Here is a 25,876-nt window from a genome sequence, read left to right on the forward strand (position 1 = left end):
GTCAGGCGTCGATACCCCGCATTGCGGCAATTTCCTGGATTGAGATCAGACGATTGTAGAGTTCCTCTCTAGGAGCCGTTTTCAGTTCGGAGATAGTGACGGCTCCCTCAACGGAAAACTTTCCGGATTTCGTACGTCTCAGGGCACTTAGGTGAGCACCGCATCCGAGAACCTCTCCGATATCATGGGCGAGCGAACGGACATAGAACCCTTTGGAACACTGCACGGTGAAGTCGATTTCCGGAATTTCCAAACGGCCTATCTGATAGCCTTGCACTGTGACGGCACGCGGTTCCCGGGCGATTTCCTGTCCTTTACGGGCCAGTTTGTAGAGGGGGACACCGTCTTTTTTGATGGCGGAGACCATGGGGGGAATCTGATCGAAGTTACCCTGGAAGCGCAGGAAAGCAGCGAGGATATCGGTTTCCGTGATGCCGTCGGTGGGTTTGGATGAGATGATTTCTCCTTGGGCGTCGTAAGATGATGTTTCTACGCCGAGAACGATAGTGCCTTCGTATTCCTTGTGTTCTCCCATGAGGAGATCCTGGAGTTTAGTTGCTTTGTTGATGACCAGGATGAGGAGTCCCGTGGCCATGGGATCCAGCGTTCCGCAATGACCGATTTTCTTGATGCCTAGGGAACGCCTGGCGATGGCGACGACGTCATGGGACGTCATGTCGGGTGCTTTGTCGATGAGGAGGACTCCGCTGGGGGCTGTTGCTTGATCCATGGGGTAGGGACGGGTTCTGTGGAACAATAAGGGTGGTCAGGAAATGAGGGAGACGGCTTCTTCCAGCACGGGCAATACTTTGGCACGGGCTTCTTCGATCGGACAACTCATGCGGATGCCGGCGGCCATGGCGTGGCCGCCTCCGCCGAAGCGGGAAGCGATTTCACTGACTGAGACGGCGGGAGTTTTGGAACGCAGAGAGAGCCGGATTTTACCATTGTCCATTTCTTCCAGGAAGATAGCAAGGAGAACTCCTTCGATGGAACGCAGGATGTCGATCAGTCCGTCGGTATCGTCTTCCGTGACGCCAAGACGGTTTTTACAGTCACGAGTCAGGCTGAAGCTGGCAACGCGTCCTGCAGCGTCCAAGTGAATGCCGTTGAGGACTTCACGGTTGAGCATGAGCTTTTTCCAGGGAATTTCCTGGTAGAGCTTCCGATTGATGTCGTGAACATTGACGCCTTGACGGAGCAAGTCTGCCGCGATTTCCATCACCTCGGGTGTCGTGCGTTCATACTGGAAGGATCCCGTATCGGTCGAGATGCCGATATAGAGGGCATCGCGCATGGCGGGAGACAACGGAATTTCCAGTGCCAGAAATAAATGGTAGAGGATAGCGCACGTCGAACATTCCTCCGGGAGGATGCAGTTGAGATCGGCGTATCGGTTGTTGGTTTCGTGGTGATCGATATTGACCGAAACAGGGGCGGGAACATTGTCCCGGATGAGAGCCATGCCTGGGATGCCGATGCGTTTGATGTCACCATTATCGAGGACGATAATGGCATCGGGCCGATCCGCGTAGTCGATCGTGCGGATGATACTTTCAGATCCCTCCATGAATTTGAGGTTGGAGGGAACGGCATCTTCGTTAAGCATGGTTACCTGTTTGCCGAGAAAATGCAGGGCTCCTCCCATGGCAATAGTGGCACCGAGGGCATCTCCATCCGGGCGGAAGTGGGCGATGACGGCAAAATTCTTCCCGTTGTGGATCAGGTTCCGGAATTGTTTCAGGAAGGATGGCGGAATCGGCTGGGTCTTCATAAATCTGCGAACGGAGGGAAGTGTAGACAAAAAAACCGCGTTCGGACAGTGCCAAACGCGGCTTGAAAATTTTTAAATGCTCAATCCTGTTCCGATCTTGCCGGTCGAGGATGATGGGCGGCAAGCAATTACTTCTTGGACTTCATCACGATCGGAGCCACATCGGTGGGTTGATCCAGATCGTTGAACTTGGGCATTTTGGCCAGCTTGGGAGCACCAGGATCCTGGCAGCAGCAGGAAGCGAGGATACCGGCGGCAAAAGCGGACAGAGCGATGAGAGCAATGTTCTTCATTGTAGTATTGGTGTTAGATGATCAAAGGGGATGAAATCGGTCTTTCAGAAATAAACATGATTGACAGCTTCTAGTCAAACAAAATTCTAATTCCTGCTGGAGTCGATTGTCAGAAAATGCAGTGAGGTTCGTTTTGCATGACACATGTGGTTGGTGGAATCTGTCCTCCATGCCCGAGCGTATTCTTGATTGCCAGGGACATCCGTGGGATGGTTAAACCATGTTCGCCTCTCCTTCCACTGTTGTCCACCAGCTAGGCAACGGCCTGACTCTTCTTGTAACGGAAGAGAAGTCCCATCCGGTCGCATCGTTCCAATATTGGGTTGGAACGGGTTCCACCAGCGAAGGGAAATGGCTTGGTTCCGGCCTTTCGCATTTAATTGAGCATATGGTTTTCAAGGGGACGAAGTCCTACTCCGGCCAGGAACTGGCTTGCAAGGTGCAGGAAATGGGAGGACTGTGGAATGCGTATACGAGTACGACCAAAACGGTGTACTACATCGATGGCCCGTCCGCTTCATGGCAAGAGTTTTTGAAATACTTGACGGAACTTGTGTTTTTCCCGGTTTTTCCGGAAAAGGAACTGGAGAAAGAGAAGGAAGTCGTCCGGCGGGAAATGGCGATGTATGATGATGATCCCGATTCCGTGGCCTACAACCAGCTCGTTTCGACGCTCTATTGCAAACACCCCTTGCGCTGGCCGGTTCTAGGTGTGCCGGAAAGGTTCGATAGACTGACTCGCGACGACATTGTTCAGTACCATGCGGATAGATATTGCTCCAATAATGTGTTCTTGTCTGTTGCCGGTAATGTGGATGCCCGGGAGGTTATTGCGTTGGTAGAGGAATTGACTCAATCAATCATTCCGGGAGCTTTGGCATCCGTTCCTGTACCGCGTGAAAGCCACCAGTGGGGAAGCCGGACGGCGCGCCGCGAGTTTGCCATTCCTTATTCCAAACTGGGCCTTGCCTGGAGAATGCCCGTGCGGTCTCATCCCGATAGTCCGGCTTTGGCCATTCTTGCCCGCATTCTGGGAGGAGGGAGGTCGGCATGGCTATATGAAAAATTCCACGACAAGCTTGGCCTAGTGTACGATATCACGGCGCATATTAATCAGTCGGAGCAGGATGAAGGAATTTTCGTTATTTCTGCAGATACCGACCGGGAACACCGGGATGAGGTTGTGCGAATGATCCGGGAGGAAGTAATTGCTCTGACCTCGGCTGACTTTGATCGTGACATCGTCCGTATTTTGAAGCAAACGAAAGCGAATCTTCTGCGTGGTTTGGCTTCCGCTTCCGGACTTGCTGAGGGTGTGGCTACCCAGTGGTTTGGAACGCGCAACCTCAATTACACGGCCGAATGGCTTCAGGCTTTGGAACGCGTGTCGACGCAGGATATCCGCAGGGCTGCATCGGAGTGGTTCCGACCGGAGTGTCTGACGGAGGTGAGTCTTGATCCCATCGGCAGTAATGCTTCCCAGGAGTCCGACGCCGAACGGGACTGTAGTGAAGAAATTGTTTCTCGCGTATTGCCGGGAGGCTTGAAAGTAATCGTCAAGCCGGATAGAAGGCTACCGCTGGTGAATGCCTGCTTCGTCGTCAAGGCCGGAAGTCCGACAGAAACGGCGGAAACGGCCGGTATCTGTTCATTGATGGCGGAATGTCTGTTGAAGGGGACGACATCCCGTGATGCCTCGCAGATTGCCCACGATCTGGAAAATCTCGGCGGCTGTATCCATGCGGCCTCCGGCAATAACTCCATTACAATTGGAGCCAGCGCCATGTCGGAGGATTTGGAAACCGTCCTGGATCTGCTGTCCGACGTTGCCATTCACCCCGTTTTTCCTCAGGATGCGCTTGAAAAGGAACGTGAAACGATGATTGCAGAAGTGGAGGAAGAGATGGAGGATCCCCTTTCTGTCGCCTTCCGCCGATTGAGGTCGGAAGCTTACGGGGATATCGGTTATGGCAACTCCCCTTCCGGGACGCCGGAAAGCTTGGAATCCTTGAAAATCGAGGACATACGAGAGCATCACCGGAAATTGTTCACGGCAGGCAATGCCGCCCTCTGTCTGTCGGGGGATCTTGACCCGGAAATTGCATTCGCCTTGGTGGAACGTTATTTTGCCGACTTGCCTCCGGGTGGCTCATCCGCCTGCATGGTGAGTACTCCTCCCCAGAAGACAGGAGAGGTTGTCGTTAGCATGGACAAGGAACAATCCGTTGTCGTCCTGGCTGTGACCGGGGTAGATGTCATGTCGGCAGAGAGTCCTCAGGCCATCCTTTTCCAATCATGGTGTTCTGACATGGCAGGACCGATTTTCATGCGCATCCGGGAAGAATCGGGGCTGGCTTATTATGCCAGTTCGTCTCTGTTCATCGGTTTGGATACCGGTAATATCCTGTTCTATGCCGGGACGTCGAAGGAAAAATTGCAAGAGACCCGGCGTTTACTTGAGGTGACTTTGCAGGAAATCTACAACCGCGGAATGAGTGTCGAAGAGTTGGAGCGTACCCGGGCAACGGCCTTATCCGCTCGGTTGCTGGCCCGTCAATCCAACAGTGCCCTGTGCCAAATGCTGGCTCTGGATGCCTTGTTCGGCTTGTCTCCCAATCATTTTGAAGAACAGGAAGAACGCATTTCCGCTATGACGGTGGATGAGATGAATCTCTTTATCCGTGAGAGACTGGATCCCGGTAAACCCAGAACCTGGGCGATTGTTGAAAATTGACCTGACAGTTGTGGCGTTGCGGTAATACAGTAATGGGCTGTCTCAGTCGGATTTTTCAATCCTTCGTGAGACAGCCCCTTGTTTTGTGACGAGTTCTGCCGTTTCCGGTACGGAACCGGTGTGCGACGGAGATGTCTGTTTATTTGGCGTGGTTGAAGGAGGTTCCTTCTGCCGGCGTGGTATGAACGGCTTGCGGATGTTTGCCGAGGAAGTCCATGAACCTCTTCATATCCGTCAGGAACAGATCCGCCATGTCCATGGTGAATCCCTGGCGTACCATGACTCGCATAACTGTGATTTCTTCGCAGTCCGGAGGCAGGGTGAAGGCCGGTACCTGCCAACCGCGGGTACGCAGCTTGTCCGAGAGTTCGAACAGGTTGTAACCGGGATCGTAACCATCTTTCATGTAAAAGCATACGGCCGGGATACTCGTCTTGGGGTCGCCGCTGGCGATGAAGACAAAGTCTCCCAATTTGGCAATTTCCTGTGCGAGATAGGTGGATACGTCGTATGCGGCGGTATGGATGTTCTTGTATCCTTCGTAACCAAGACGGATAAAATCGTAGTACTGGGCGATGATTTGTCCGGCGGGGCGCGAGAAGTTGATAGCGAAAGTCGGAATTTCGCCGCCGAGGTAATTGACGTTGAAAATCAAGTCTTGCGGGAGTTCCTTTACGTCTCTCCAGATGACCCAGCCCACACCGAGTGGTGCAAGACCATACTTGTGGCCGGATGTACTGATAGATTTGACTCGCGGGATACGGAAGTCGAACAGGATATCGGGAGCGCAGAACGGAGCCAGGAAGCCGCCGCTGGCACCATCGACATGGATATCAATATCCAGACCGGTACGTTTTTGCAAGTCGTCAAGAGCGGCTGCAATCTTGTCGGGATATTCGAAGGCCCCCGTGTAGGTGACTCCAAAGGTCGGGACGACGCAAATAGTATTTTCGTCAATTTGCTCGAGCATGCGGTCTACATCCATGGCAAACTTACCCTTTTCCATGGGGATTTCACGCATTTCAATGTCCCAGTAACGACAAAATTTGTGCCAGCAGATCTGGACGGGACCGCAAACAAGGTTGGGCTTGTCGATCGGTTTGCCGGCAGCTTTCCGTTTTGCTCTCCAGCGCCAGAGGGCGGCCATACCGCCGAGCATGCAGGCTTCACTGGAGCCGATGGAGGAACAGCCGATGGGCTTTTCATCCGGTGAGGCATTCCATAGATCGGCAAGCATGGCGACGCACCGCATTTCAAGGACGGCGGTCTGCGGATATTCATCCTTGTCGATCATGTTTTTATTGATACTCAAATCCATCAGTTTCCTGACTTCGGCTTCGTCCCAGGTCTGGCAGAACGTGGCCAGATTTTGTCGGGCGTTGCCATCGAGGAGAAGTTCGTCGTGGACGAGCTGGTAGGCATCTTCAGCGCGCATTGCGGATGAAGGAATTTTTGTTTTGGGCAGAACCCGGCCGGCTTCCGGTGATCCAAAGATGGATGCGCTAGCCGGTGCCGGCTCCGCATTCCTATTTTTATTGCAATCGCATGTTGACATAATTAATTTCCTTTAAGTGAATTTTTAGACAGACACTCGGCCGAAATGCGCTGTCATGTAGGAATAGAAAGCTCCCGATGAAAATTCGTTCAGAAGAATTATATCGGAATGTCATTTTTACGAGTCTCTATAGATTTATAATTTTTTTTTCAACAGGTGCCGGAGAAAGGGAGTCTTCATAGACATATATTGCGGCTGGAAACGATCATGCAGCTGGCTTGTGGAAATATCCCCGGATACCGAAAAGTGGCTTCCCGGGTAGATTTTTCACAGGACGATTTCCCGGGCGGGAGGCAGAAGTTGCCGATGGTTTCAAGACAGTCGTACAAGAGCCGGTGTTTTTCTTCGAGAGAGGCCCTGGCATCGAACTAGAAACAATATGGTTCCATGAACACAACCACACAAAATCATTCCGGGTCTTCACCCGTGAAGGTTGGTGGATCCCCTACCAAATCTCTTGTCGGGATGGGGGTTTTCACCTTGGCGATGATTAACATTTCCGCCATCGTCAGCCTTCGCGGCATGCCTGCGGAAAGTACGTACGGACTCAGTTCCGTCTTCTATTACATTTTTGCAGCAGCATTCTTCCTCATCCCGGTTTCCCTGGTAGCGGCCGAGTTGACGACAGGCTGGCCGCAAAAAGGTGGAGTATTTCGATGGGTCGGTGAGGCATTTGGTCCCAAGTGGGGGTTTTTAGCCATTTGGCTTCAATGGATTGAGAGTACGATTTGGTTCCCGACCGTTTTGACGTTTGCCGCTGTTTCTCTGGCGTTCATCGGTCCCGACCAGAGGTGGGACGAAGCCTTGGCAGCCAATAAATGGTATGCATTGATCATTGTTCTTGCCGTTTACTGGTCGGCAACATTTCTGAACTTCCGAGGGATGAAAATGTCCGGGATGATTACGAAATGGGGGACGATGATCGGTACGGTTATTCCTGCAGCCGTATTGATCCTTTTCGGTGCCTATTACTGGCTTTCCGGCCACCCGGTGCTGATTGATATGAGTGCAGACAAGTTGATCCCCGACCTGACGAAGTTCGACAATATTGTATTGGCAGCCAGTATTTTCCTGTTTTACGCAGGGATGGAAATGTCTGCCGTGCACGTTAAGGAAGTCCGCAATCCCGGGCGGAATTATCCGTTGTCTATTTTGATCTCCGCGATTATTACGGTCAGTATCTTTGTGTTCGGCACATTGGCTATTGGTTTCATTATTCCTGAAGCCAAGATCAATCTTGTTCAGAGTTTGTTGATTACTTACGATGAGTACTTTAAAATGTTCGGACTGTCATGGTTCGGCGGGATTATGGCTCTGTGTCTTGCCGTGGGCGTACTCGCTCAGGTGACAGCGTGGGTCATGGGTCCATCCAAGGGCTTGCTGCAAGTCGGGATGGCCGGTTACTTGCCTCCTGCCATGCAGAAGGTGAACACCAATAACGTCCAGACAGGTATTCTGTTCATTCAGGGAGGGGTGGTTACGGTATTGTCAATTCTGTTTGTTGTTATGCCTTCCGTTCAAACTGCTTATCAAATTATTTCCCAATTGACGATTATCCTGTATCTGATCATGTACATGCTGATGTTTGCCTCCGGTATCTATCTGCGCCATTCGGAACCGGATGTTCCGCGTACGTTCCGCGTACCTGGCGGCAAGTACCTCGGAATGTGGATTGTCGGAGGGATCGGCTTGCTGGGTAGTCTGGCTGCCTTCCTCGTAAGTTTTATTCCTCCTGCCCAGATCCCTGTCGGCAGCCCGTTGCTTTACATTACGATTCTGGCGATAGGAATGATTTTCTTTGCCGGGATACCGTTTATTATCTTCGCTTTGCGCAAGCCTTCATGGAAGCGTGAACTGAATCCCGAGGATGCTTTTGAACCCTTCAACTGGGAACAGAAGAAGTTGGAAGACTCACAAAAGTAAGGAGGCATTACCCGCTATGAATGAGATCTTAACATCATTTTCCTGGAATTCACAGGCCATGCATTCTTCCCTCGCACAGGCGAGGGAAGAATATGCCGACGACCATGGTGGCAGGAATGCCAGTTACATTCCTGCGCTTGCCCAGGTTTCCTCGAATTTGTTTGGAATTGCCGCCGTGTCTTGTAACGGAGACATCGTAGAAGTCGGAGATGCGGAAGTCCCGTTTGCCATTGAATCCATTTCCAAGGTATTCAGCCTGGCATACGTGATCGACCAAATCGGTCATCGGGAATTACTGAGCAAAATCGGGGCCAATCCTACAGGAGAGCCTTTCAATTCCGTGATGGCTGTCGAACTCCATCATGGAAAGCCGCTAAATCCCTTGGTAAATGCCGGAGCCATGGCAACCGTCAGCTTGATTCCCGGGAAAACTCCGGATGACATCTGGAACACTATTATTTCCAATCTGGAGGCTTTTGCCGGTCATTCCCTGTCAGTAGACGAGGAGATCTATCATTCTGAAAGTGAAACGAATCAGCACAACCGGGGCATTGCCTGGCTGCTGAAAAGCTACGGATATTTCTACAATGACCCTGACATGATCGTGGATTTGTACACGCGCATGTGCTCCGTGAAGATTACGGCGCGGGATCTGGCTGTCATGGGGGCGTGTTTTTGCAACGGAGGCGTCAATCCTGTGACGGGGAAGCGTGTCGTCAAAGATACCAATGTTCCTCCGGTTCTTGCAGAGATGTGTATGAGCGGTTTGTACGATTCTACCGGGACATGGATGTACGAGGCCGGGGTACCGGGTAAGAGTGGCGTTGGAGGCGGCCTTCTTGCCTGTGCGCCGGGCAAATTGGCTCTGGCGTCTTATTCCCCGCCTCTGGATGTCGCGGGCAACAGTGTCCGTGGACAGAAGGCATTGAATCGCATTATTACCGAGCATGGCCTCAATTTGTTCCTGAGCTGACTTGTTCCGTCCGTATCTTTTCCGGGGGAGTGTTCCGCAGGATGGAATACTCTCCCGGAATTTTTGAAATTTAATGAAAGGAAAGATAGAATGTCGGGGTAAATATGGTTGACGCACACCTGCTTATCCTATGAATCTTCAAGAACTTTTTTACTTTTTGCCGTCTTTTCTTCTTGTCGGAAGTATGATTTCATCTCCTGCTGCTGAGATCTATGTGTCTCCTGCAGGAAACGATACCGGGACCGGAAGTGCGAATGCTCCCTTTCAATCGGTCCATGCAGCATTGGAAGCCGCTCGGATTCAATCCGGGAAAGGGGAGAAAAACAACACAATTTTCCTTCAGGACGGAACCTATTATTTGACCCGGCCTCTTGTACTTCATCCGGAGGACTCCAATCTGACAATCAAGGCATTCAATCCCGGAAAGGCCATTATAAGCGGTGCCAGGCCGCTTCAGATTTCCTGGGAACCCTATCGTGATGGCATCATGAAAGCTTCCGTTCCCCGGAATACCCGGATGGACGCTCTGTTCATCGATGGAAAACGTCAACGCATGGCGAGGTATCCCAATGCCAGAGGCGGAAAGGATATATTTGACGGCTATGCTGCAGACGCTGTTTCCCCCGAACGCATTGCCCGTTGGCAGCACCCCGAAACGGGCTTCTTCCACGCTCTGCATATGAGCAGGTGGGGAGGGATGCATTACAGGATTACAGGGAAAAATGCGGACGGTTCCGTTTCTCTTGAAGGAGGCTGGCAGAATAACCGACCTTCCGGCCCGCACCAAACGTATCGCTTTGTCGAAAATATTTTTGAAGAACTGGATACTCCCGGCGAGTGGTATCTGGATGAAAAGGAATCCATTTTGTATTTTTATCCGGAGACTGGAGTGGATTTATCTCGGGCCAAGGTGGAAATAACTGTTTTGGAACGTCTTCTGGAATTCAAGGGAACACAGGAAAACCCGGTTCGCAACGTCCATGTGCGGGATCTTGTTCTGACGCAGACGAATCGTACTTTTATGAAGAACAAGGAACCTCTTTTGCGGAGTGATTGGACGATTTACCGCAACGGGGCCATCTTGATGGAGGGAACGGAAGGCTGTTCCGTTACTGGTACGGATTTTGCCGACCTGGGAGGGGATGCCGTATTCGTCAATAATTACAATAGAAAGGTTTGTATTGAGTCCTGCTACATTCACGATATTGGCGGAAATGGAGTAGCTTTTGTCGGGGACAGGGATGCCTCCCGTTCTCCGCGCGACTACAAGGACGCTGGAAATTTTTCATGGGATACGTTGGACAAAGCTCCCGGACCACGCAGTGCCGATTACCCTGCTGACTGTATGGTGAAGGACTGTCTAATAACACGGACCGGACAAGTGGAAAAACAGACTGCTCCCGTGCAAATTGCTATGGCGGAAGGTATTCAGGTGATTCACTGTTCGTTGTACAACGTCCCCAGGGCGGGTATCAATATCGGAGACGGTTGCTGGGGTGGTCATCTTATCGACGGGTGCGACATTTTCGATACCGTGCAGGAAACTTCCGACCACGGTTCGTTCAATTCCTGGGGGCGCGACCGGTTTTGGAATCTCAAGGGTCTTGATATGAACGATTTAACGAACTGGAATGAGATTCGTGATATCCCTTTTCTGGATGCCCGCAAGACGACCATTATCAAGAATAGCCGCTGGAGATGCGACCATGGCTGGGATATCGACCTCGACGACGGTTCCGGGAATTATGAGATCTTCAACAACCTATTGCTCAACAGAGGGTTGAAGCTCCGGGAAGGTTTTGGCCGTAAAGTGTACAACAACATTATCGTCAACAATGCTCTTCATCCTCATGTTTGGTACAAGCGTTCCGGCGATGTGGTAGAACGCAACATTTTCTTCGTAGACGGATATTTCCCGGCTGGCGGCATGCCCTCCAAACCATGGGGAGAAAGACTGGATTCCAACTTTGTCCATGTGCCGGGTATGAAGGGAGTGCGGGAAGCGCATGGTCTGCAAGAAGCGTCCGGCAATGATGTCCATTCAAAAATGGGAGATGCCCTTTTTGTAAATCCGTCGGGAGGCGACTACCGGGTTAAGCCGGGTTCTCCTGCCCTCCAAACAGGATTCCGTAATTTTCCGATGGAGTTCGGCGTTGTTTCCCCGAGGTTGAAAAAGATAGCGAAAACACCCGTATTGCCTTCCTACAATCCGGCTGTACCTGGAGGAATGCCCCAAACGGAATCTTTTGCTTCCCTGGGCATGGAGGGGCGCAGCATCAAAGGAATGGGGGATGTTTCCGCATACGGACTTTCAGGCGAAACGGGTGTTCTGATCCTGAAATTGGAACCTTCCGGGAAACTGTATCGTGCCGGTGTCCGCCAGGACGATGTCATCATTGCTATCGATGAACAGCCTGTCAAAAATACGGCATCTCTCTACGACAGGCTCAAAAATAAGAAATCAATTCATATGACAATTAGTAGGAAACAATCCGAAATGGAGATTGAAATAAATTTGTAAATTTTTGATTCAAAATAAATATAAAAATAAAACGATTCCTTGTCTTTTTTTAGAATTAGGAATCGTTTTTTTTGTCTAAAAATTGAATTTGAATAACTTCTTTCAGTACGGTTTTATCTTGAAAAAAAAGAACATTTTGCTATATTCCTATTCTCGGTATTTTGATTGATGCCCATCGGTGCCGTTTCATACTCTCTCCCTCATCTACTCCCATGAATGTTCCCTTTTTTTATCATGGATTCTGGAAGCTGGCCCTTCCTCTGTACTCCCTTGTCTTGTACATTCCTGCAGAAGCAGGTATCCTTTCCCATCTCGTCGATTTGCAAATGTATCGCGATTTTGCGGAAAACAAGGGAATTTTTATTGCCGATGCCGACAAGATCGTCGTACGCAACAAGAACGGTGTCGTTATCGGCACGATTGAACACATGATGAATTTGGATGGGGTGGCCGATGCTCATGCGGGAGAAGCGGCGCTGGTGGGAGGGCCCGGTTTTATTGCGACGGTTTCCCACGATTACGACAATGCGGAAATAACGTTTGCCAAACGGTTTGGAGCTACGTCGGGAACGCCGTTCTACGATTCCTACAGGACTGTCAGTGTTTCCAATGGTTGGGGGGATCAATTGGATTATAATTACGATTACCGCGTTCAGAGATTGTCCAAGATTGTGACGGAGGCGACAGCGGCCGCCTACCTGACGGACAGGGAATATCTGGATCATATGTCAGGAAGGCTTTGCGTCCGTGTGGGGTCGGGAACCCAGCAGGTAGCTTATCCGGGCGGGGTTAATGAAACCATTGCCGGAGGGTATGCCTATTTGACGGGAGGGACACTGCGGTTTGAGGGCCAGGCTAAATTGTCTCCGGCATTGAGCCCGGTGGTAATAGGAAATGCCCGGACGTACGAAGCATACCGATTCTGGTATTATTATGACGAACCCTCGGCGGATTCTCCGATGAATATTGGCATCCGGGCCGGGGATAGCGGAAGTCCCTGCTATTTTTACAATCCGAAGACCGACCAGTGGGAATGGCTGGGAGCCGGGCAGTCGGGCGGAGGAGAAGGATATGGCGGCTTTAGCCAGATGCGTTCCGGTAATTTCTGGGCGGTGGATTTGATCTCTTCTTATGACCGTACGTTCTCAAGTATATCGAACGGAGGAAATGTTATCTGGAATGTGCCCGGTACTTCCTCGGGTAACGGGACGATCGTCCAGGGAGGGAATACGCTAAATTATGTCGGTCTTGCCTCCGGTTTTCGCGGGGATACGTCGACGAATGGAAACAAGGCATCGAACGATATGATGGACGCCTGCCATAACCTCGTGTTCGGAGGGGCGGGAGGCAAGATCGTGTTGCAAGGGTCGGTCGATATGGGAGCCGGGTCCCTCACTTTTAATTCCGACTATACGCTTTCCAACGGAGGGGTTGCCGCACGGCGGTTGAATTCGGCGGGATTTGTCGTGAACAAGGGGGCGGTACTGACAACGGAGTTGACGGGAGCTCCTGGAGACGAATGGCGCAAAATCGGAGAAGGGACACTTATTGTCGCGGGCTCCGGCAACAACAGCGCTTCTTTGAATGTAGGCGGGGAGGGGCTGGTGGTATTGAACCGGACGGGAGGAGCTGCTGCTGAAAGCGTGAAACTCAATGGCGGCAATGTCATTGTACGTCTGATGTCCGCAGGGCAGATACGCAACGGAATTGTTTTCGGTCACCGTGGCGGAATCCTTGATTTGTACGGAACGGACATGGCAGCATCGACCATTACGCATTTGGACAATGGAGCGGTATTTGCCAATTTGAAACCGTCTTCGACATCTACCTGGACATATTCTGGGGGAACATCGACGTATCTCGGGAGTTTTACTGACGGAGGTTCTTCTGCTGCCGGGTTGCTGAATGTGGTTGTTGCTCCATCTTCGGAGCAAGCTGTTTGGACGCTTTCCGGCGATGTGGATAACAAGGGGAGCTGGGCTGTTAATGGAGGGACACTTTCCGTGGATGGTTCTCCGACGATTCATGCTGCGGGTTATGTGGATCCGAATGACTGGCAGGATGCCGTGTTCAATACGGGTAACGTGAGTGTCAAGGGAGGGGCTCTCTTTCGGGCTGGAGCGCATTCTATCGTTCATTCTCATATATATGTTTCGAATTCTGGTTCTTATGCAATCAGGGAATCGTCCTTGCAAAAGGGGGATATTGTCTTGCAAGGGAGCCTTTCCGCATATTTGGCGGATATCCGGCAGGGAGTGGCTCGTCAGGAGGGGCAAGTGACGGGAGCAGGCCTGTTGACCAAGACCGGAACCGGTACGTTGGTGTTGGCTGGGGAAAGGAGCTCCATGAGTGGTTCCAAAAAGGTGTCAGAAGGTCTTGTCAAGGCAGTGTCTCTCCAGGCACTGGGGACGGGAATCGGCGATTGGCTTGTGGAAAAGGGCGGCGTACTGGGAGTGGACAATACGGAGATTGCTTCCGTGCTGAATAGAATCGACGAGACTTCTACCGGTACGTATGTCCTGAATTCCGGAAAGATTGACAATGTTCCCCTGCTTTCCGATTGGAATGATTTGAATCTGGGTACGGCGGATGCGACGGCACTCGGGACGTTGGGTACGACGGACTCCCTGGCTCCCTGGACAACTGATGGAGGTTGGAGGCTGGGCGGAGGCGGTGGTGAGCTGACGTTGAATCTTAAATTGTCCGGTTCCGGTACACTGTATGTCGGAAATGGTGCCAATTCCGGGAGATTGATTTTGACCAATATTTATAATAGCGATGCCGCGAGCGGATTCGATGGGAACATTGTGCTGAGTTCTGGAATGGAATTGTTCTATACCGATATTCGTGCTCTGGGATCGAAGACGAAGAATATACTTGTGGAATACGGCAACGGTTTTGACCTCGGGAATAGTCCCGCCGAAGCGATGGCCCATGTTCATGGCGATTCTAGTGGGATTCTCTATTTTGGTGCTGATTCGGCAAGCGATTACAATTTTGGTTCCCTGGGGCTGAATTCAGTTGCTTTGGGAACGACCGGGAAGGTAACGCTGAGTGGTACTTTAACTTCGGAGACGGGAGGATTCCGTTTCGGTGGTTCCGGTACTCTGACGATTGTGAAAAATTTGTCTGGGACGGGAGGGCTTGTTTTTGATTCACAGGGTTTGGGAACGGGCGGGATCCTTGTTTTACAGGCAGATAATTCGTATAGGGGTAAGACGGAAATTTACTCGGGGATGACTCTTCAGGTGGGCTCGGGTGGTTCGACGGGAACTCTTGGCGGGGGAGAGGTACTGAATGAGGGAAACCTTGTATTCAACCGTACAGGTGAAGTGATCCAGTCGGGAGCGATTGATGGAGGGGGAGTCTTGACGAAAAAGGGAAGTGGAACACTGGTGTTGACGGGTGCCAATTCATACAAGGGGGGCACATTAATTGAAGAAGGGATCCTCAGGATAGGCAACGGCATGGCGTCCGGAAGTGCGGGATCCGGGGACATTGTTAACAATGCCATGATCGTTTTTGACAGGACCGGCAACTTTCGTGTAGATGCTTCCATCTCAGGGACGGGATCTCTTGTAAAGAATCAGACCGGAACCATGTCTCTTGCCCATTCAACTTATTCGGGGGGAACAACCGTAAATGGGGGTATTCTGGAGCTTGGCAAATATAACATAGGAAGTGAGGGGATGATTCGCGGAATTTTAACAATCAATAGTTCCGGGCGGGTAAATTTGAAATCTGGAGATAGCCTCGGGTACAATGGCGACAACAAATGCGTGAGTACGATCAATCTGAACGGAGGAACACTGTATTTGGTCGACAGCGGTAATCAGACCTTCAAAAAGACAGTATTTAATTTGACGGGTGGTGTTATCGATGGTGTTTCCTCCGGCAATTTCGATGTCTGGACGGATTCCGTCATCAGAGTGAAGGCGTCCGCCAAATCGTCGGAAATTGCCAACGTTGCACTCAAACTTCGCGATGAAAACAGTACGAGATTCGAAGTTGATGATGGTGCTGCGGATGCCGATTTGCTGGTGTCTTCAAGAATCATCAATTCCAATGCTGCCGTAGGGGCATTTACGAAGGCCGGTGCCGGTACGATGGTGCTGACCGGTACCAATACGTATACGGGTACGACGACAATTATTAATGGAACGTTGAGACTTGGCAATGGCGGAACAACCGGCAAGCTGGGATCGGGTAGTGTAGTGAATGATTCGATCCTGGAAATCAACCGTTCGAATGAATACGTTCTGGCAAATGCCGTGTCCGGCAAAGGCGATTTGGTTCAGAATGGAACCGGGACTTTGGTTGTGTCCGGCATGAACACGTACGGAGGAAAGACCGTGATTCGGAGAGGGATTCTGAGTGTCGGAGAAGGTGGCACTACCGGGTCGTTGGGGAGCGGCTCCATAGAGAACGATAGCATACTCAGATGGAACCGGTCCGATACAGTGTCTTTAAACAATGCCATATCCGGCACCGGAAGCCTCTCCAAGATTGGTTCGGGGACACTGACTTTGAACGGGGTTAATTTATACCGGGGAGGAACAATACTTTCGGCAGGCCGCCTGGTAGCCGGTTCTGCTTCTGCATTTGGCCTTGGAGGAATTTATCTGGAGGGAGGTACTCTGGATCTGAATGGCAAGACAACCAATAATGATCTGGAAGTCAGAGGTACGGCTTCATTGTTGAATGCCGGCTTCCACAAGGGAAGTCTGATGATCGGGAAGGGAGGGGCACTGACTGTATCGGGTACGGCTAGGGCTGATTCTCTGTTGCTGGATCAGGGCAGTGTATCAGGAGGGATTCTGGAGGCTTCCGTATTTATCGTCCGCTCCGGAACTGTTTCTTCTCGTTTGTCCGGTGCCGGTACTTTGAATAAGGAAGGTTCCGGAACAGTGACTCTGGGCGGCAGTCAGACGTATAGTGGAGTGACGACTGTTGCCGACGGTCTGTTGAACGTTGCGGGATCGTTGGAAAACTCGTCCGTGACGGTCCGTTCCGGAGCTGTACTGGACGTGTCCGGTAGTGTCTGGAAAAATATAACGATTGAAGACGGCGGTTCTTTGAGAACAAATGCGACAGGGATGGCTCTCCGCCCTGGACAAACGCTTGCCGCCGGGCATGCATCAGGCACTTGGAATGATATTGCGGGCAGTCTGTCCACAACTGAGGGAGCCGTACTCGATGTTAATGGAACACTAGATATTTCGGGTAGTCTGACGTTTAATGGAGGCAATGTTCTGTTAGGAATTAATGAATTGGTGAATGTAGGCGGTACTCTCACTGTGCTGGGGACAACGGATCTGACTCTGGATCTGGGTAACTATTCTCGCGGCGAATATGATTTGATGGACTACCTTGCCTTGTCCGGGGATGTATCGCTTCTGCAGTTGACGGATTCATCCGTGGTTCGTTCCGGTAAAGGACGGACCGATTACTACCTGCGAGGTGATGCCGGAACGCTGAAATTGATTGTGGATGGTTCTCCGCTGACGTTGGCCTGGTCTGCCGGGAACGGTATCTGGGAAGAACAGGGGGACAGGACATGGATTGTTTCAGGAGCCGGAGATTCTCATCCCGACTCCCGATTCTACACGGGAGACAATGTCGTATTCGACAGCGCGGGACAGGTGACGATCCGTAATACGGTGACGCCGGGAAGCGTTTTGGCAACTACTTCCGGCAATGTGACGTTTCTGGGCACGGGAATGATCGCCGGAGCCGGAAGTCTGACGATGTCGGGATCCGGAACATTGACGATGAATACATCCAATTCCTATTCCGGAGGAACGGTCCTGACTGCGGGGCGTCTTGTTGCCGGAGGGGGGCTTTCTTTCGGTTCATCCGCGATTTCTTTACAGGGTGGTATTTTGGATTTGAACGGCAAATCCGTCGCTAACGCATTGAATGTAAGAGGAACAGGAACCTTGATGAATGCGAGGGCATTCCGTGGTACTCTAACAGCGATATACGGCACTCTTTCGATTTCCGGAGTGGCACAGGCGGCTTCTCTTGTAGTGGATGGCGGAAATGTATCCGGCGGTTCCCTGTCGGCTGATGCGTATGAACTCCGGTCCGGTAATGTCGGGACGGTTTTGACGGGATTGGCCGGTTTGTCAAAAACGGGTACCGGCACGGCTACTCTTTCCGGTACTCAGCTTTACTCGGGGACGACGGTGGTAGAAGCAGGCAAGCTGGTACTGTCTGGGAATTCGTCAATCGTTTCCGATGTCAATGTACAGTCCGGAGGCATATTTGCCATGCAGGGCAAGGCTCTGGGAGACTTGAACATTCATTCCGGAGGTAGACTGGATCTTACCGGAAATACGGATTGGGTGCTGGAAAACGGTAACTCTCTTAATGCCGGACGGACCGGTACGGCTGCCGTGGATATTTCCGGTAATCTGAAAATGGGACAGGGTGGTGAAATCCATGTTGCCGATTCAGCCGTCGGGAAAATGACAATTGATGGGGATCTGGTTCTTGGAGGCGGTACTCTTTGCTATACGTCCGCCGGGGGAATTCTTGATTTAGTCGACGTGAAGGGAACCTTGTCCGTCACCGAGCAAACGATGGTAGATATTGATGTGACCCTGACGCGCGATGGGACATATACCCTGTTGACTTACGGGGGGCTGGCTGGCGAATTGAACCTGCTTGGCGTTCAGGATAAAGGAACGAGATCCGAATACATCGTCTCCTCATCCGAAGGGAATAAAGTCCTGCTGACTGTTGTCGGAAAGGCCGAAGATTTATCTTGGGATGCAGGTGGTTCAGGTTCCATGACATGGGGGGTCTTGGGTGCGGGAGATCGCTGGGGAGGGACATCCAATCCGGATAATGCTTTTCACAACGGTGACCGCGTTTCTATTGTCAATGGCGGCACGTTGACTGTTGTCGGGCGAGTGGAGCCGGGAAGGGTAATTGTCTCCGGCAACAAGAATGTATGCCTGACGGGGACGGGTTCTCTCGTTGGCGGCGGAAAGCTGGTGAAGACCGGTTTCGGTGTGTTGGAAGTAGGCGTGAGGAATGAGTATACGGGAGGGACGGTGTTGGAACAGGGAGGCTTGCTTTTGACTGTCGATTCGGCACTGGGAGTCGGTCCTCTGCAAATTGCCGATACCTTGTCCGGGAGGAAAACTGTTACATTGGACAGGCCGGGTGGAGGAACCATCCGCATGCAGGGAGACATTGACAACGAGGCTTCCAATGCACTCATCCTAGTTGCCGATGGAACAGCGGCTGCTGTAGAAGGCTCTCTCATTAACCGCGGGACGTTAGAGACGGCAGGTAATTTATCCATTGCCGGATTGGTTGCCCATTCGTCTTCTCAAACGATTCTCCAGGCAGGAAGCAATTTGACCTCTGGTTCGGAGACTGTGTTGAAGGATGGTGCTTCCCTTTTCCTAAAGAAGGGAAATTCTCAGCAGAAATCTACCGGTTACTACGGAGATGTGTCAGTGGGGCATGGAGGAACGCTGATTCTGGAAGCCAGTTCCGGCGTTGAAGGCGATGTTCGGATCCTTTCTGGTGGAGTAGTGCGCGTTTCGGGTGAAACGACAGTTGCCGGAAATTACAGCCTGGAACAGGGAGGAAATCTAACGATTGCTGGGAATTCTGTCCTGAAGGGCAATGTCAGTGTCTGCGATGGTGCTTCGATGGTGCTTGGGCAGGGCTCCGGCGTTTTTGGTGCTCTGGTGCTGAATGATTCCTCCAAATTGTCCGTCGCAGGTAATACAGCCTTGACTGGCGATGTGGTACTGACTGGCAGGAACCAGCTCGATATCGCCAACGGTGCCGTCCTGGGAGCCAATTTGAAGCTGGCAACTGGAGCGGAATACACGATGCGCGATGGTTTACGTCTGGGGGCTTCGCTGATGGCGGAAAATGGCAGTAACTTGACGATTGACGGATTTGTGAAGCTGGGCGGTGACTTTATAGTCTTGCCCGGAGTGTCCCAAAAGGCTCTTTTCCTGAATTTCCGGATGACGGACGCTATGATGCAGGCGGATGCCGTGCATCCGGTGCTTTCACTGGGCGATGGAGCCTCGTTTGTGCAGATGCCCGGAGGCTTGTTGGCCATGCGTTTGGACTTGTCCGGGGTATCGGAATCCTTGCTGGATGTCCGACCCGTCGTGGTGTCTCCTGGTTTGTCTGCTTCAGGGCAGGCTGTGCTGGACGGAGGGAAACTGGACATCCTGTTCCGCGACGGTCGCATAACGACAGTGACGCGTGATATTTTTGCCTATCTTTCCGGAGCACCTCTTCCGAACCCCGATGATGGATCCAGAGCTCCGGTCGGAATCGGTGAAATAACGTCCAATACCCTATGGTCAACAACATTGGAACTGGGTTCCATGGCTGATTCGATTCGAGGTCGCGATGGATATTCCAGGATCAGGATGGGGGATTCCCGGAGAGGAGGATCCGTTTGGATGACGACGGTCAGCCATTTCTTTAATTTGAGCGACGACGGGATACTCCATGGATATGACTATCAGGCTCACGGTCTTAATATGGGCGCCGACTGGAATGTTGACGGACGTTGGTCTCTGGGGGCATCGTTCGGTACGGTTTCCGGCAAGAACAAGATGTCCGGTGGTCTGGGTGATTCCGATCAGGACGTGATGTCGGGTGCCTTGTATGCAGATGTTCTGTGCTTTGCCAAGAAACGCGATGTATTGATTCTGAGTACGGTATTTGGGTATGCCGCATCATCGGTCGACGGAGTGCTCCAATCTCCGGATTTAGCTGGAGACGCATGCAAGGGGTCCTGGGATGGTTCTGCCTGGATGTTTGATATGCGTGCGGATTGGATCCATGCCGTATCCGAACGGACGCATGTAAACATATTTGCCGGATTCCAGTACATTGATGCCTCACAGGATGATTTTTCACTGAAAGGCAGCCGGTATACTTACGACTTTCGTGATGTTTCCATGTCGGTGTTGCGTGCCCGGCTTGGGGCTGGTATCAGCCATGCTACATCTCTGGCCGGTAAGGGAGTGACCCTTCATGCCGAGGCTGCCGTCCTTCCGGATATTGCCCGCGATGCTCCGGAAGCGCGTGTATCTGCTAATGGTGCTATTCCCTGGGCGGCTACGGGAAGCGAACCGGGGAATGTGGCGTTGCGTTTGGAGGTGTCGGCTGCTTGTGCCTTGTCTCCGGATTGGACATTGTCTGCGCGGTACCGGATTGAAGCAGCGGACAAGAGTACGAATCAATCTGCCGGCATCGGTGCCAGCTTCACGTTCTAAGTACATTTTTAGAGGGAGAGGATAGAATTACGTGAATTGGAGCGTATATTTGGTTTGAAATGTATCAATCTCTGATCTCTTTGACATTGTGCTGTACCTGGATAGCGGGTGCGGCCGACACCGGTATTACCAATGCCTTCGAGGATTTGAAGCACCAGGGGACGATTCGCGAGGAAGATTCCCCGATGCGAGTGGGTGCTTCTACGGAGGCCATGGAGGCTCTTATACAAAGCGAACCGGAAGCGCAATGGTTCTGTTTTCCGGATCAACGGGAAATGGCATTGCGAGATTCCCGGATATTGCCGAAGAGGTGGGCGGATATGTCTTCTTTGCGGCGTGGTGTCTTGACGCTAAAGGCTAGTCCCGGGGAGTATTTTGTCTATCAGCTTGGTTTGTTTGCAGCTCGTGCTGACATGAAGGACGTTAGCGTCGAGTTTTCTCCACTGAAGAATGACGAGGGACAGGAAATTTCCCCCAGAGGGATGACGTGTTTCAATGCCGGCGGCGTGGATGTCTACGGAAAACCGTTTCATCGTGCCGTCAATGTCGTCCGGGGAAACCTTCAATCGTTATGGATCGGTGTGGATATCCCGGATAGCGCTTTTGGCCCATACAAGGGGACGGTGACAATTACTCCCCGACGAGGGCTATCCCGAACGGTCGCCGTGACGTTGGATGTCCAGGGGCTCCCGGTTCAGGCGCATGGAGATGACGAAGGGTACCGGATGTCCCGCTTGCGTTGGTTGAATTCTTCTATCGGACACGGAGATAAACCGACGGCTCCTTATACTCCGCTGGCGGTCATACCTTCTGAGAGCGGGACTGATATCCAGTATTTGGGCGGAGTCCTGAGGCTGGGACGGAATGGACTGCCTTCCATGGCCCGGACTTTCTACAATGAGGCCAACACGCTCATCCCTCGGGTGCAGAACGATATTCTTGCCGATAGTATGCGCCTGGTTGTTGAAACCGACAAGGGACCGGTGACGTGGACTTCCGGAGAACTCAAAGTGGCCCGGGAATCGGACGGCAAAGTTGTATGGACGGCTCAATCGGTTGGCAGCGGAATGGAATTGATCTGTACGGGGACATTCGAATTCGACGGTTTTTCCGATATCCGGTTGAATTTGAAGTCCGATCGCGATTTGGACGTCAAGGATGTCCGTCTCGAAGTACCGTTTACGGAATATGCTTCCAAATATTTCATGGGGCTGGGGCGACGGGGGGGATTTTTCCCTGAAAAGGGAATTGATTGGAAGTGGAATGTAGAGAAAAAACATCAGGATTCCTTTTGGATCGGTAATGTGAATGCGGGAATGCGCATGCTTTTCAAGGGGGATGGTTATAAACGACCTCTCGTCAACGTGTATTACAAGTATGGGCGACTGAGACTTCCGGAATCTTGGGGTAACGGAGGCGAGGGAGGGATCAGGATTGCTCCGGATGGCAAGGGGAAGGTTCTGGCCGGGATTTTCACGGGACCGCGTACGCTTAAGGCTGGTAAATCGCTTGATTTCAATATGGAATTGTTAATAACCCCCGTGAAACCCCTCGACTGGAAACACCAGGTGGAGGAACGGTATTATCACAGTAATTCCGACGTCAGCTCCGAGTATGTAAAGGCCGCCCGAGACAAAGGGGCAAATATCATCAACATCCACCACAAAAAGGACATTTATCCCTTTATTAACTACCCCTACTACGATGCGTCTGTCGGAGATCTCAAATCCTTCATCGGGCAAGCTCATCAGGAAGGACTGAAGGTTAAAGCTTATTATACCACCCGCGAAATCAGCATCAAAATCCCCGAAATATGGGCTATGCGCAGCCTAGGTGGAGAGATAATCATGGACGGCCCCGGCAAGGATGCTACGACGGTGACAAACCCCAAAGGACCGGACAAGTGGCTCGTAGACAATTTCGGGACGCATTTTGTCCCGGCTTGGCACAATGCCTTCAACCACGGTAAATATGCGGGAGAAATGGATCTTTCCGTTCTGACAACTCCGGATTCCCGGTGGAACAATTATTATCTGGAGGGGCTCGATTGGATGGTTCGTAACATTGGCCTGGACGGTATCTACATCGACGACAGCGCTCTTGACCGCGAGTCCATGAAGCGTGGCCGCAGAGTGCTGGATGCGGACGGCAAACGCCGTTCCGTGGACATGCACAGTTGGAACCACATGAATGCCTGGGCCGGCTATGCCAACTCTCTGTTGATCTATGCCGATCTGTTTCCGTTTATTGATCGCCTGTGGATCGGGGAAGGATTTTCTCCTAACAGTTCTCCCGACTTCTGGATGGTGGAAATCTCGGGTATCCCGTTCGGCATCATGAGTGAAACTCTCAACAGCCATAATTACTGGCGGGGTATGATCCACGGTATGACTCCGCGCCTGGGATGGAGCGGAGATCCTTCGTCCATCTGGAAAATCTACGATGCCTTGAACATGGCGGAGGCGAGGATGCTGGGCTACTGGAATCCCTCTTGTCCGGTCATTGCCTCATCTCCCGATGTCAAAGCAACGGCATATGTGATGAAGGACAAGGCTCTGGTTGTCCTGGCCAACTGGACGAACAAGGATGTGGATACGGTCCTGACGCTGGATGCCGGGAAACTGGGTTTTGTACCCGGTAAGGCATCCCTGCCCGATATGCCAGGGATTCAGAATATGGAAGCCTCCATTGACTTGTCTTCTCCCCTGTCCTTGAAGGGTGGTAAGGGGATGTTCATTCTTTTGGAAAAATAGAAGGAACTTGATTTCCTAGACGATACCGATATTTACCGCCGGTTCCGTGACGGGGAACCGGCGGGATGCGGAGGTAACGTTCATAGAACAAAGTTGGATCTTATTGTTGTAGCCTGTATCTCCCCGGTGTCTCTTGCGTGAAAGTCTCCGTGCCCCAATGGTCCCATTTCAGGGAAATCTCGAGAGGAGAGGAGGATACAATATCCGCTTCCTCCTGAGAGTTATCCAGTCTTTTTGCCCTTCCTTGAAATAGTCTTGCACTAGAGGTCCATTTGTCGTGGATCAGATCGACAATGAGTTCATGGTTTATTTCATCATTTGGAATCCGATTGCATTGCCGGAATTCCTGGGAGAGCATTCCTCCTCTCATGACAGATGAGTTACTATGCTGAATGATGAGGTGTTGCCGAATGCCCCGGCGTTCCAGGAAGGGAGCGATGTTGCCGCAACCGTAATCTATCATGAGAGACTTGAACAACTGATCCTCGGCGAAACCGATGGATCCAAATCCGGTTTGTCTCCGGCATTTTTCCAACATTGTAGTCAACAGGCCGGGATTCTTTTCCAGAATTAACAATTCCTGGATGATACGCGCCGACATGACCTGGGCAGCTCCGGTACATAATGGATTTGTCCGGCACAGAATGGGAATTCCGTCCGATCTCTTAAGAGCATATCCTCCCGCCCGGTACCAGCTTGAATACCCTTCCGGCAGAGTTGCATGAAAATCGCTGATGTGACGCATGTAGTCCGGGCAGTAGAAATCATCGTCATCGATTTTGGCGAACAAGTCGTAACCGGAAATATCGATGTCTTTCACCGTATCGAGGAAATTGGAAAGCTGATCCTTGTTGGGAAACAGACGCAACGTCAATTTCTTTGCATCAATGAAAGGCTGGACATACGGAAATACCAATTCTTCCGCTACTGATGGCGGTACTCCTTTTAAGGCGGCGAAGACATGCAAATGGGGATAACTCTGGTGCATCATGCATAAAATCTGCCTTAAAAAATCCTCTACTCGTTTGTAGGAGGAGATACACGCCGCGATGCGGAACGGTTTTTCGCCGGAGGCATCCGATGGTAGTCCGGGATCTTTAACCTCGTTGAGCCATGGTTTGCCGTCGTCATATCTGGGCATCATGGGATAGTTATGGAGAATGAAACCTTCGGAGATAAAAGGTGGCCCTGGCGTTGTTGCTCGGATTGAACCAGTGGAGATCAAATGCCGGAAAAAAGCTTCTATTTCAGCCTTGTAATTCCCTATGTTCATTTGTCCTTTCGTAAAAATCGGTTCCCGAAAATAGGATAGATAGGCTTCTTCATTCTGATCCAAGTAACGGATGTAATCGGACAATTCGTCGAAGTTGCGAAAATCCCGTGCGTGGACAAATCTCCTGGGATTGAAATCCTGGATGACGTCTGGAGCTCCCCAGTAGATCGGAAGGCTCCCGGCCGCCAAAGCATCGGTAAGTTTTTCGGTGACATACCCGCGAGAAGGGTAATTCTCGAAAGCGATTGTAAATTTGTATCCGGAACAGAATTCGAGTTTGTCTGATGCGGATATTCCCATATTATTCATGCATTTGCCTGCACAATCGACATGTCTGTATCGTGACAGCGTTTTCAGAAAGAGGATGCGTTCACTGGCTTTTCCGTTGGAATAGACAAAGTTGCAAAACTTTCGATGCCGGAGGACAAGAGATTTCGAATCATTTGGAAATTGTTCAATCCTGCCCGAATTCAGGATATAGTTGCAGAACATCCAATGGGGTAGACGAAAATGCCGCTCCGGTGCTCCACTTCCATCGCGCATGAACGTCAATGCATAGTCGCATTCGTTCCACAGGGGCATGAGTGATTCTCCCGTATAGAAGACCTTGGTCCCCCGGAAAGAGCGGTGACTGTCGCCAAAGACGGAATAGATCAGGACATCCGCATGTGAGGGATCATCTTCAAGCACGGCATTCAACCGGGTTTGGAGGATGAAGGAAAGTATGTTACGGCGAGGATCGAAATTGGGCCAGAAATCGGCAAAGGCGATTTTCGGTTTTCCTTCCAATAAAGATGCAGGATTCATT

Annotated in this window: 11 protein-coding genes; 6 read left to right on the top strand and 5 right to left on the bottom strand. The window is 51.4% G+C overall.

The window, feature by feature from the left end; all coding sequences use genetic code 11:
- Position 1 precedes the first annotated feature (1 nt).
- The 3 genes from truB to QET93_RS02150 form a co-directional block, all read right to left on the bottom strand.
- Positions 2 to 730, bottom strand: coding sequence for a tRNA pseudouridine(55) synthase TruB (gene truB / locus QET93_RS02140; protein ID WP_280126095.1), 729 nt, complete (start codon positions 728 to 730; stop codon positions 2 to 4).
- A 36-nt stretch (positions 731 to 766) separates the two neighbouring features.
- Entirely contained in the window at positions 767 to 1,774 is a 1,008-nt protein-coding gene (locus QET93_RS02145; protein WP_280133108.1) for a DHH family phosphoesterase, read from the bottom strand.
- A gap of 128 nt (positions 1,775 to 1,902) precedes the next feature.
- Positions 1,903 to 2,067 carry a hypothetical protein gene (locus tag QET93_RS02150; protein ID WP_280126093.1) on the bottom strand — a complete coding sequence of 55 codons (165 nt, stop codon included), beginning with the start codon at positions 2,065 to 2,067 and terminating at the stop codon, positions 1,903 to 1,905.
- Between the two features lie 220 nt (positions 2,068 to 2,287).
- Here QET93_RS02150 and QET93_RS02155 point away from each other — a divergent pair, with 220 nt between their 5' ends.
- Positions 2,288 to 4,801: a pitrilysin family protein gene (locus QET93_RS02155; RefSeq protein ID WP_280126092.1), complete on the top strand. Its 2,514-nt coding sequence runs from the start codon at positions 2,288 to 2,290 to the stop codon at positions 4,799 to 4,801.
- Positions 4,802 to 4,940: 139 nt separating this feature from the next.
- On the opposite strand, the gene QET93_RS02160 is transcribed toward QET93_RS02155, so the two are convergent.
- Positions 4,941 to 6,356 carry a glutamate decarboxylase gene (locus tag QET93_RS02160; protein WP_280126091.1) on the bottom strand — a complete coding sequence of 472 codons (1,416 nt, stop codon included), beginning with the start codon at positions 6,354 to 6,356 and terminating at the stop codon, positions 4,941 to 4,943.
- 465 nt (positions 6,357 to 6,821) lie between these two features.
- On the opposite strand from QET93_RS02160, the gene gadC reads away from it, so the two are divergent.
- The 5 genes from gadC to QET93_RS02185 all read left to right on the top strand — a co-directional run bounded on the left by gadC (position 6,822) and on the right by QET93_RS02185 (position 23,795).
- Positions 6,822 to 8,279 (top strand): putative glutamine/gamma-aminobutyrate antiporter GadC, encoded by a 1,458-nt coding sequence (gadC, locus tag QET93_RS02165; RefSeq protein WP_345783054.1) that lies wholly within the window; start codon positions 6,822 to 6,824, stop codon positions 8,277 to 8,279.
- 58 nt (positions 8,280 to 8,337) lie between these two features.
- On the top strand, positions 8,338 to 9,252 hold the full coding sequence (glsA, locus tag QET93_RS02170; protein WP_345786064.1) for a glutaminase A: 915 nt from the start codon (positions 8,338 to 8,340) through the stop codon (positions 9,250 to 9,252).
- Positions 9,253 to 9,436: 184 nt separating this feature from the next.
- Positions 9,437 to 11,773, top strand: a complete 2,337-nt coding sequence (locus QET93_RS02175; protein WP_280133110.1) for a PDZ domain-containing protein — start codon at positions 9,437 to 9,439, stop codon at positions 11,771 to 11,773.
- 212 nt (positions 11,774 to 11,985) lie between these two features.
- Entirely contained in the window at positions 11,986 to 21,042 is a 9,057-nt protein-coding gene (locus QET93_RS02180) for a S6 family peptidase (RefSeq protein ID WP_280133111.1), read from the top strand.
- Between the two features lie 59 nt (positions 21,043 to 21,101).
- Positions 21,102 to 23,795 (top strand): glycoside hydrolase domain-containing protein, encoded by a 2,694-nt coding sequence (locus QET93_RS02185; RefSeq protein WP_280133112.1) that lies wholly within the window; start codon positions 21,102 to 21,104, stop codon positions 23,793 to 23,795.
- Between the two features lie 100 nt (positions 23,796 to 23,895).
- On the opposite strand, the gene QET93_RS02190 is transcribed toward QET93_RS02185, so the two are convergent.
- The gene (locus QET93_RS02190; protein ID WP_280133113.1) at positions 23,896 to 25,875 is read right to left on the bottom strand and encodes a glycosyltransferase family 10; all 1,980 of its coding nucleotides are present in this window, start codon (positions 25,873 to 25,875) and stop codon (positions 23,896 to 23,898) included.
- Position 25,876: the final 1 nt, after the last annotated feature.

The sequence above is a fragment of the Akkermansia sp. N21116 genome (genome assembly GCF_029854705.2).
In the GTDB taxonomy this organism is placed as follows: domain Bacteria; phylum Verrucomicrobiota; class Verrucomicrobiia; order Verrucomicrobiales; family Akkermansiaceae; genus Akkermansia.

Coding starts and splice junctions, on each gene's coding strand:
- truB (WP_280126095.1), bottom strand. CDS start 730: ATGGATCAAGCAACAGCCCCCAGCGGAGTCCTCCTCATCGACAAAGCA.
- QET93_RS02145 (WP_280133108.1), bottom strand. CDS start 1,774: ATGAAGACCCAGCCGATTCCGCCATCCTTCCTGAAACAATTCCGGAAC.
- QET93_RS02150 (WP_280126093.1), bottom strand. CDS start 2,067: ATGAAGAACATTGCTCTCATCGCTCTGTCCGCTTTTGCCGCCGGTATC.
- QET93_RS02155 (WP_280126092.1), top strand. CDS start 2,288: ATGTTCGCCTCTCCTTCCACTGTTGTCCACCAGCTAGGCAACGGCCTG.
- QET93_RS02160 (WP_280126091.1), bottom strand. CDS start 6,356: ATGTCAACATGCGATTGCAATAAAAATAGGAATGCGGAGCCGGCACCG.
- gadC (WP_345783054.1), top strand. CDS start 6,822: ATGGGGGTTTTCACCTTGGCGATGATTAACATTTCCGCCATCGTCAGC.
- glsA (WP_345786064.1), top strand. CDS start 8,338: ATGCATTCTTCCCTCGCACAGGCGAGGGAAGAATATGCCGACGACCAT.
- QET93_RS02175 (WP_280133110.1), top strand. CDS start 9,437: ATGATTTCATCTCCTGCTGCTGAGATCTATGTGTCTCCTGCAGGAAAC.
- QET93_RS02180 (WP_280133111.1), top strand. CDS start 11,986: ATGAATGTTCCCTTTTTTTATCATGGATTCTGGAAGCTGGCCCTTCCT.
- QET93_RS02185 (WP_280133112.1), top strand. CDS start 21,102: ATGTATCAATCTCTGATCTCTTTGACATTGTGCTGTACCTGGATAGCG.
- QET93_RS02190 (WP_280133113.1), bottom strand. CDS start 25,875: ATGAATCCTGCATCTTTATTGGAAGGAAAACCGAAAATCGCCTTTGCC.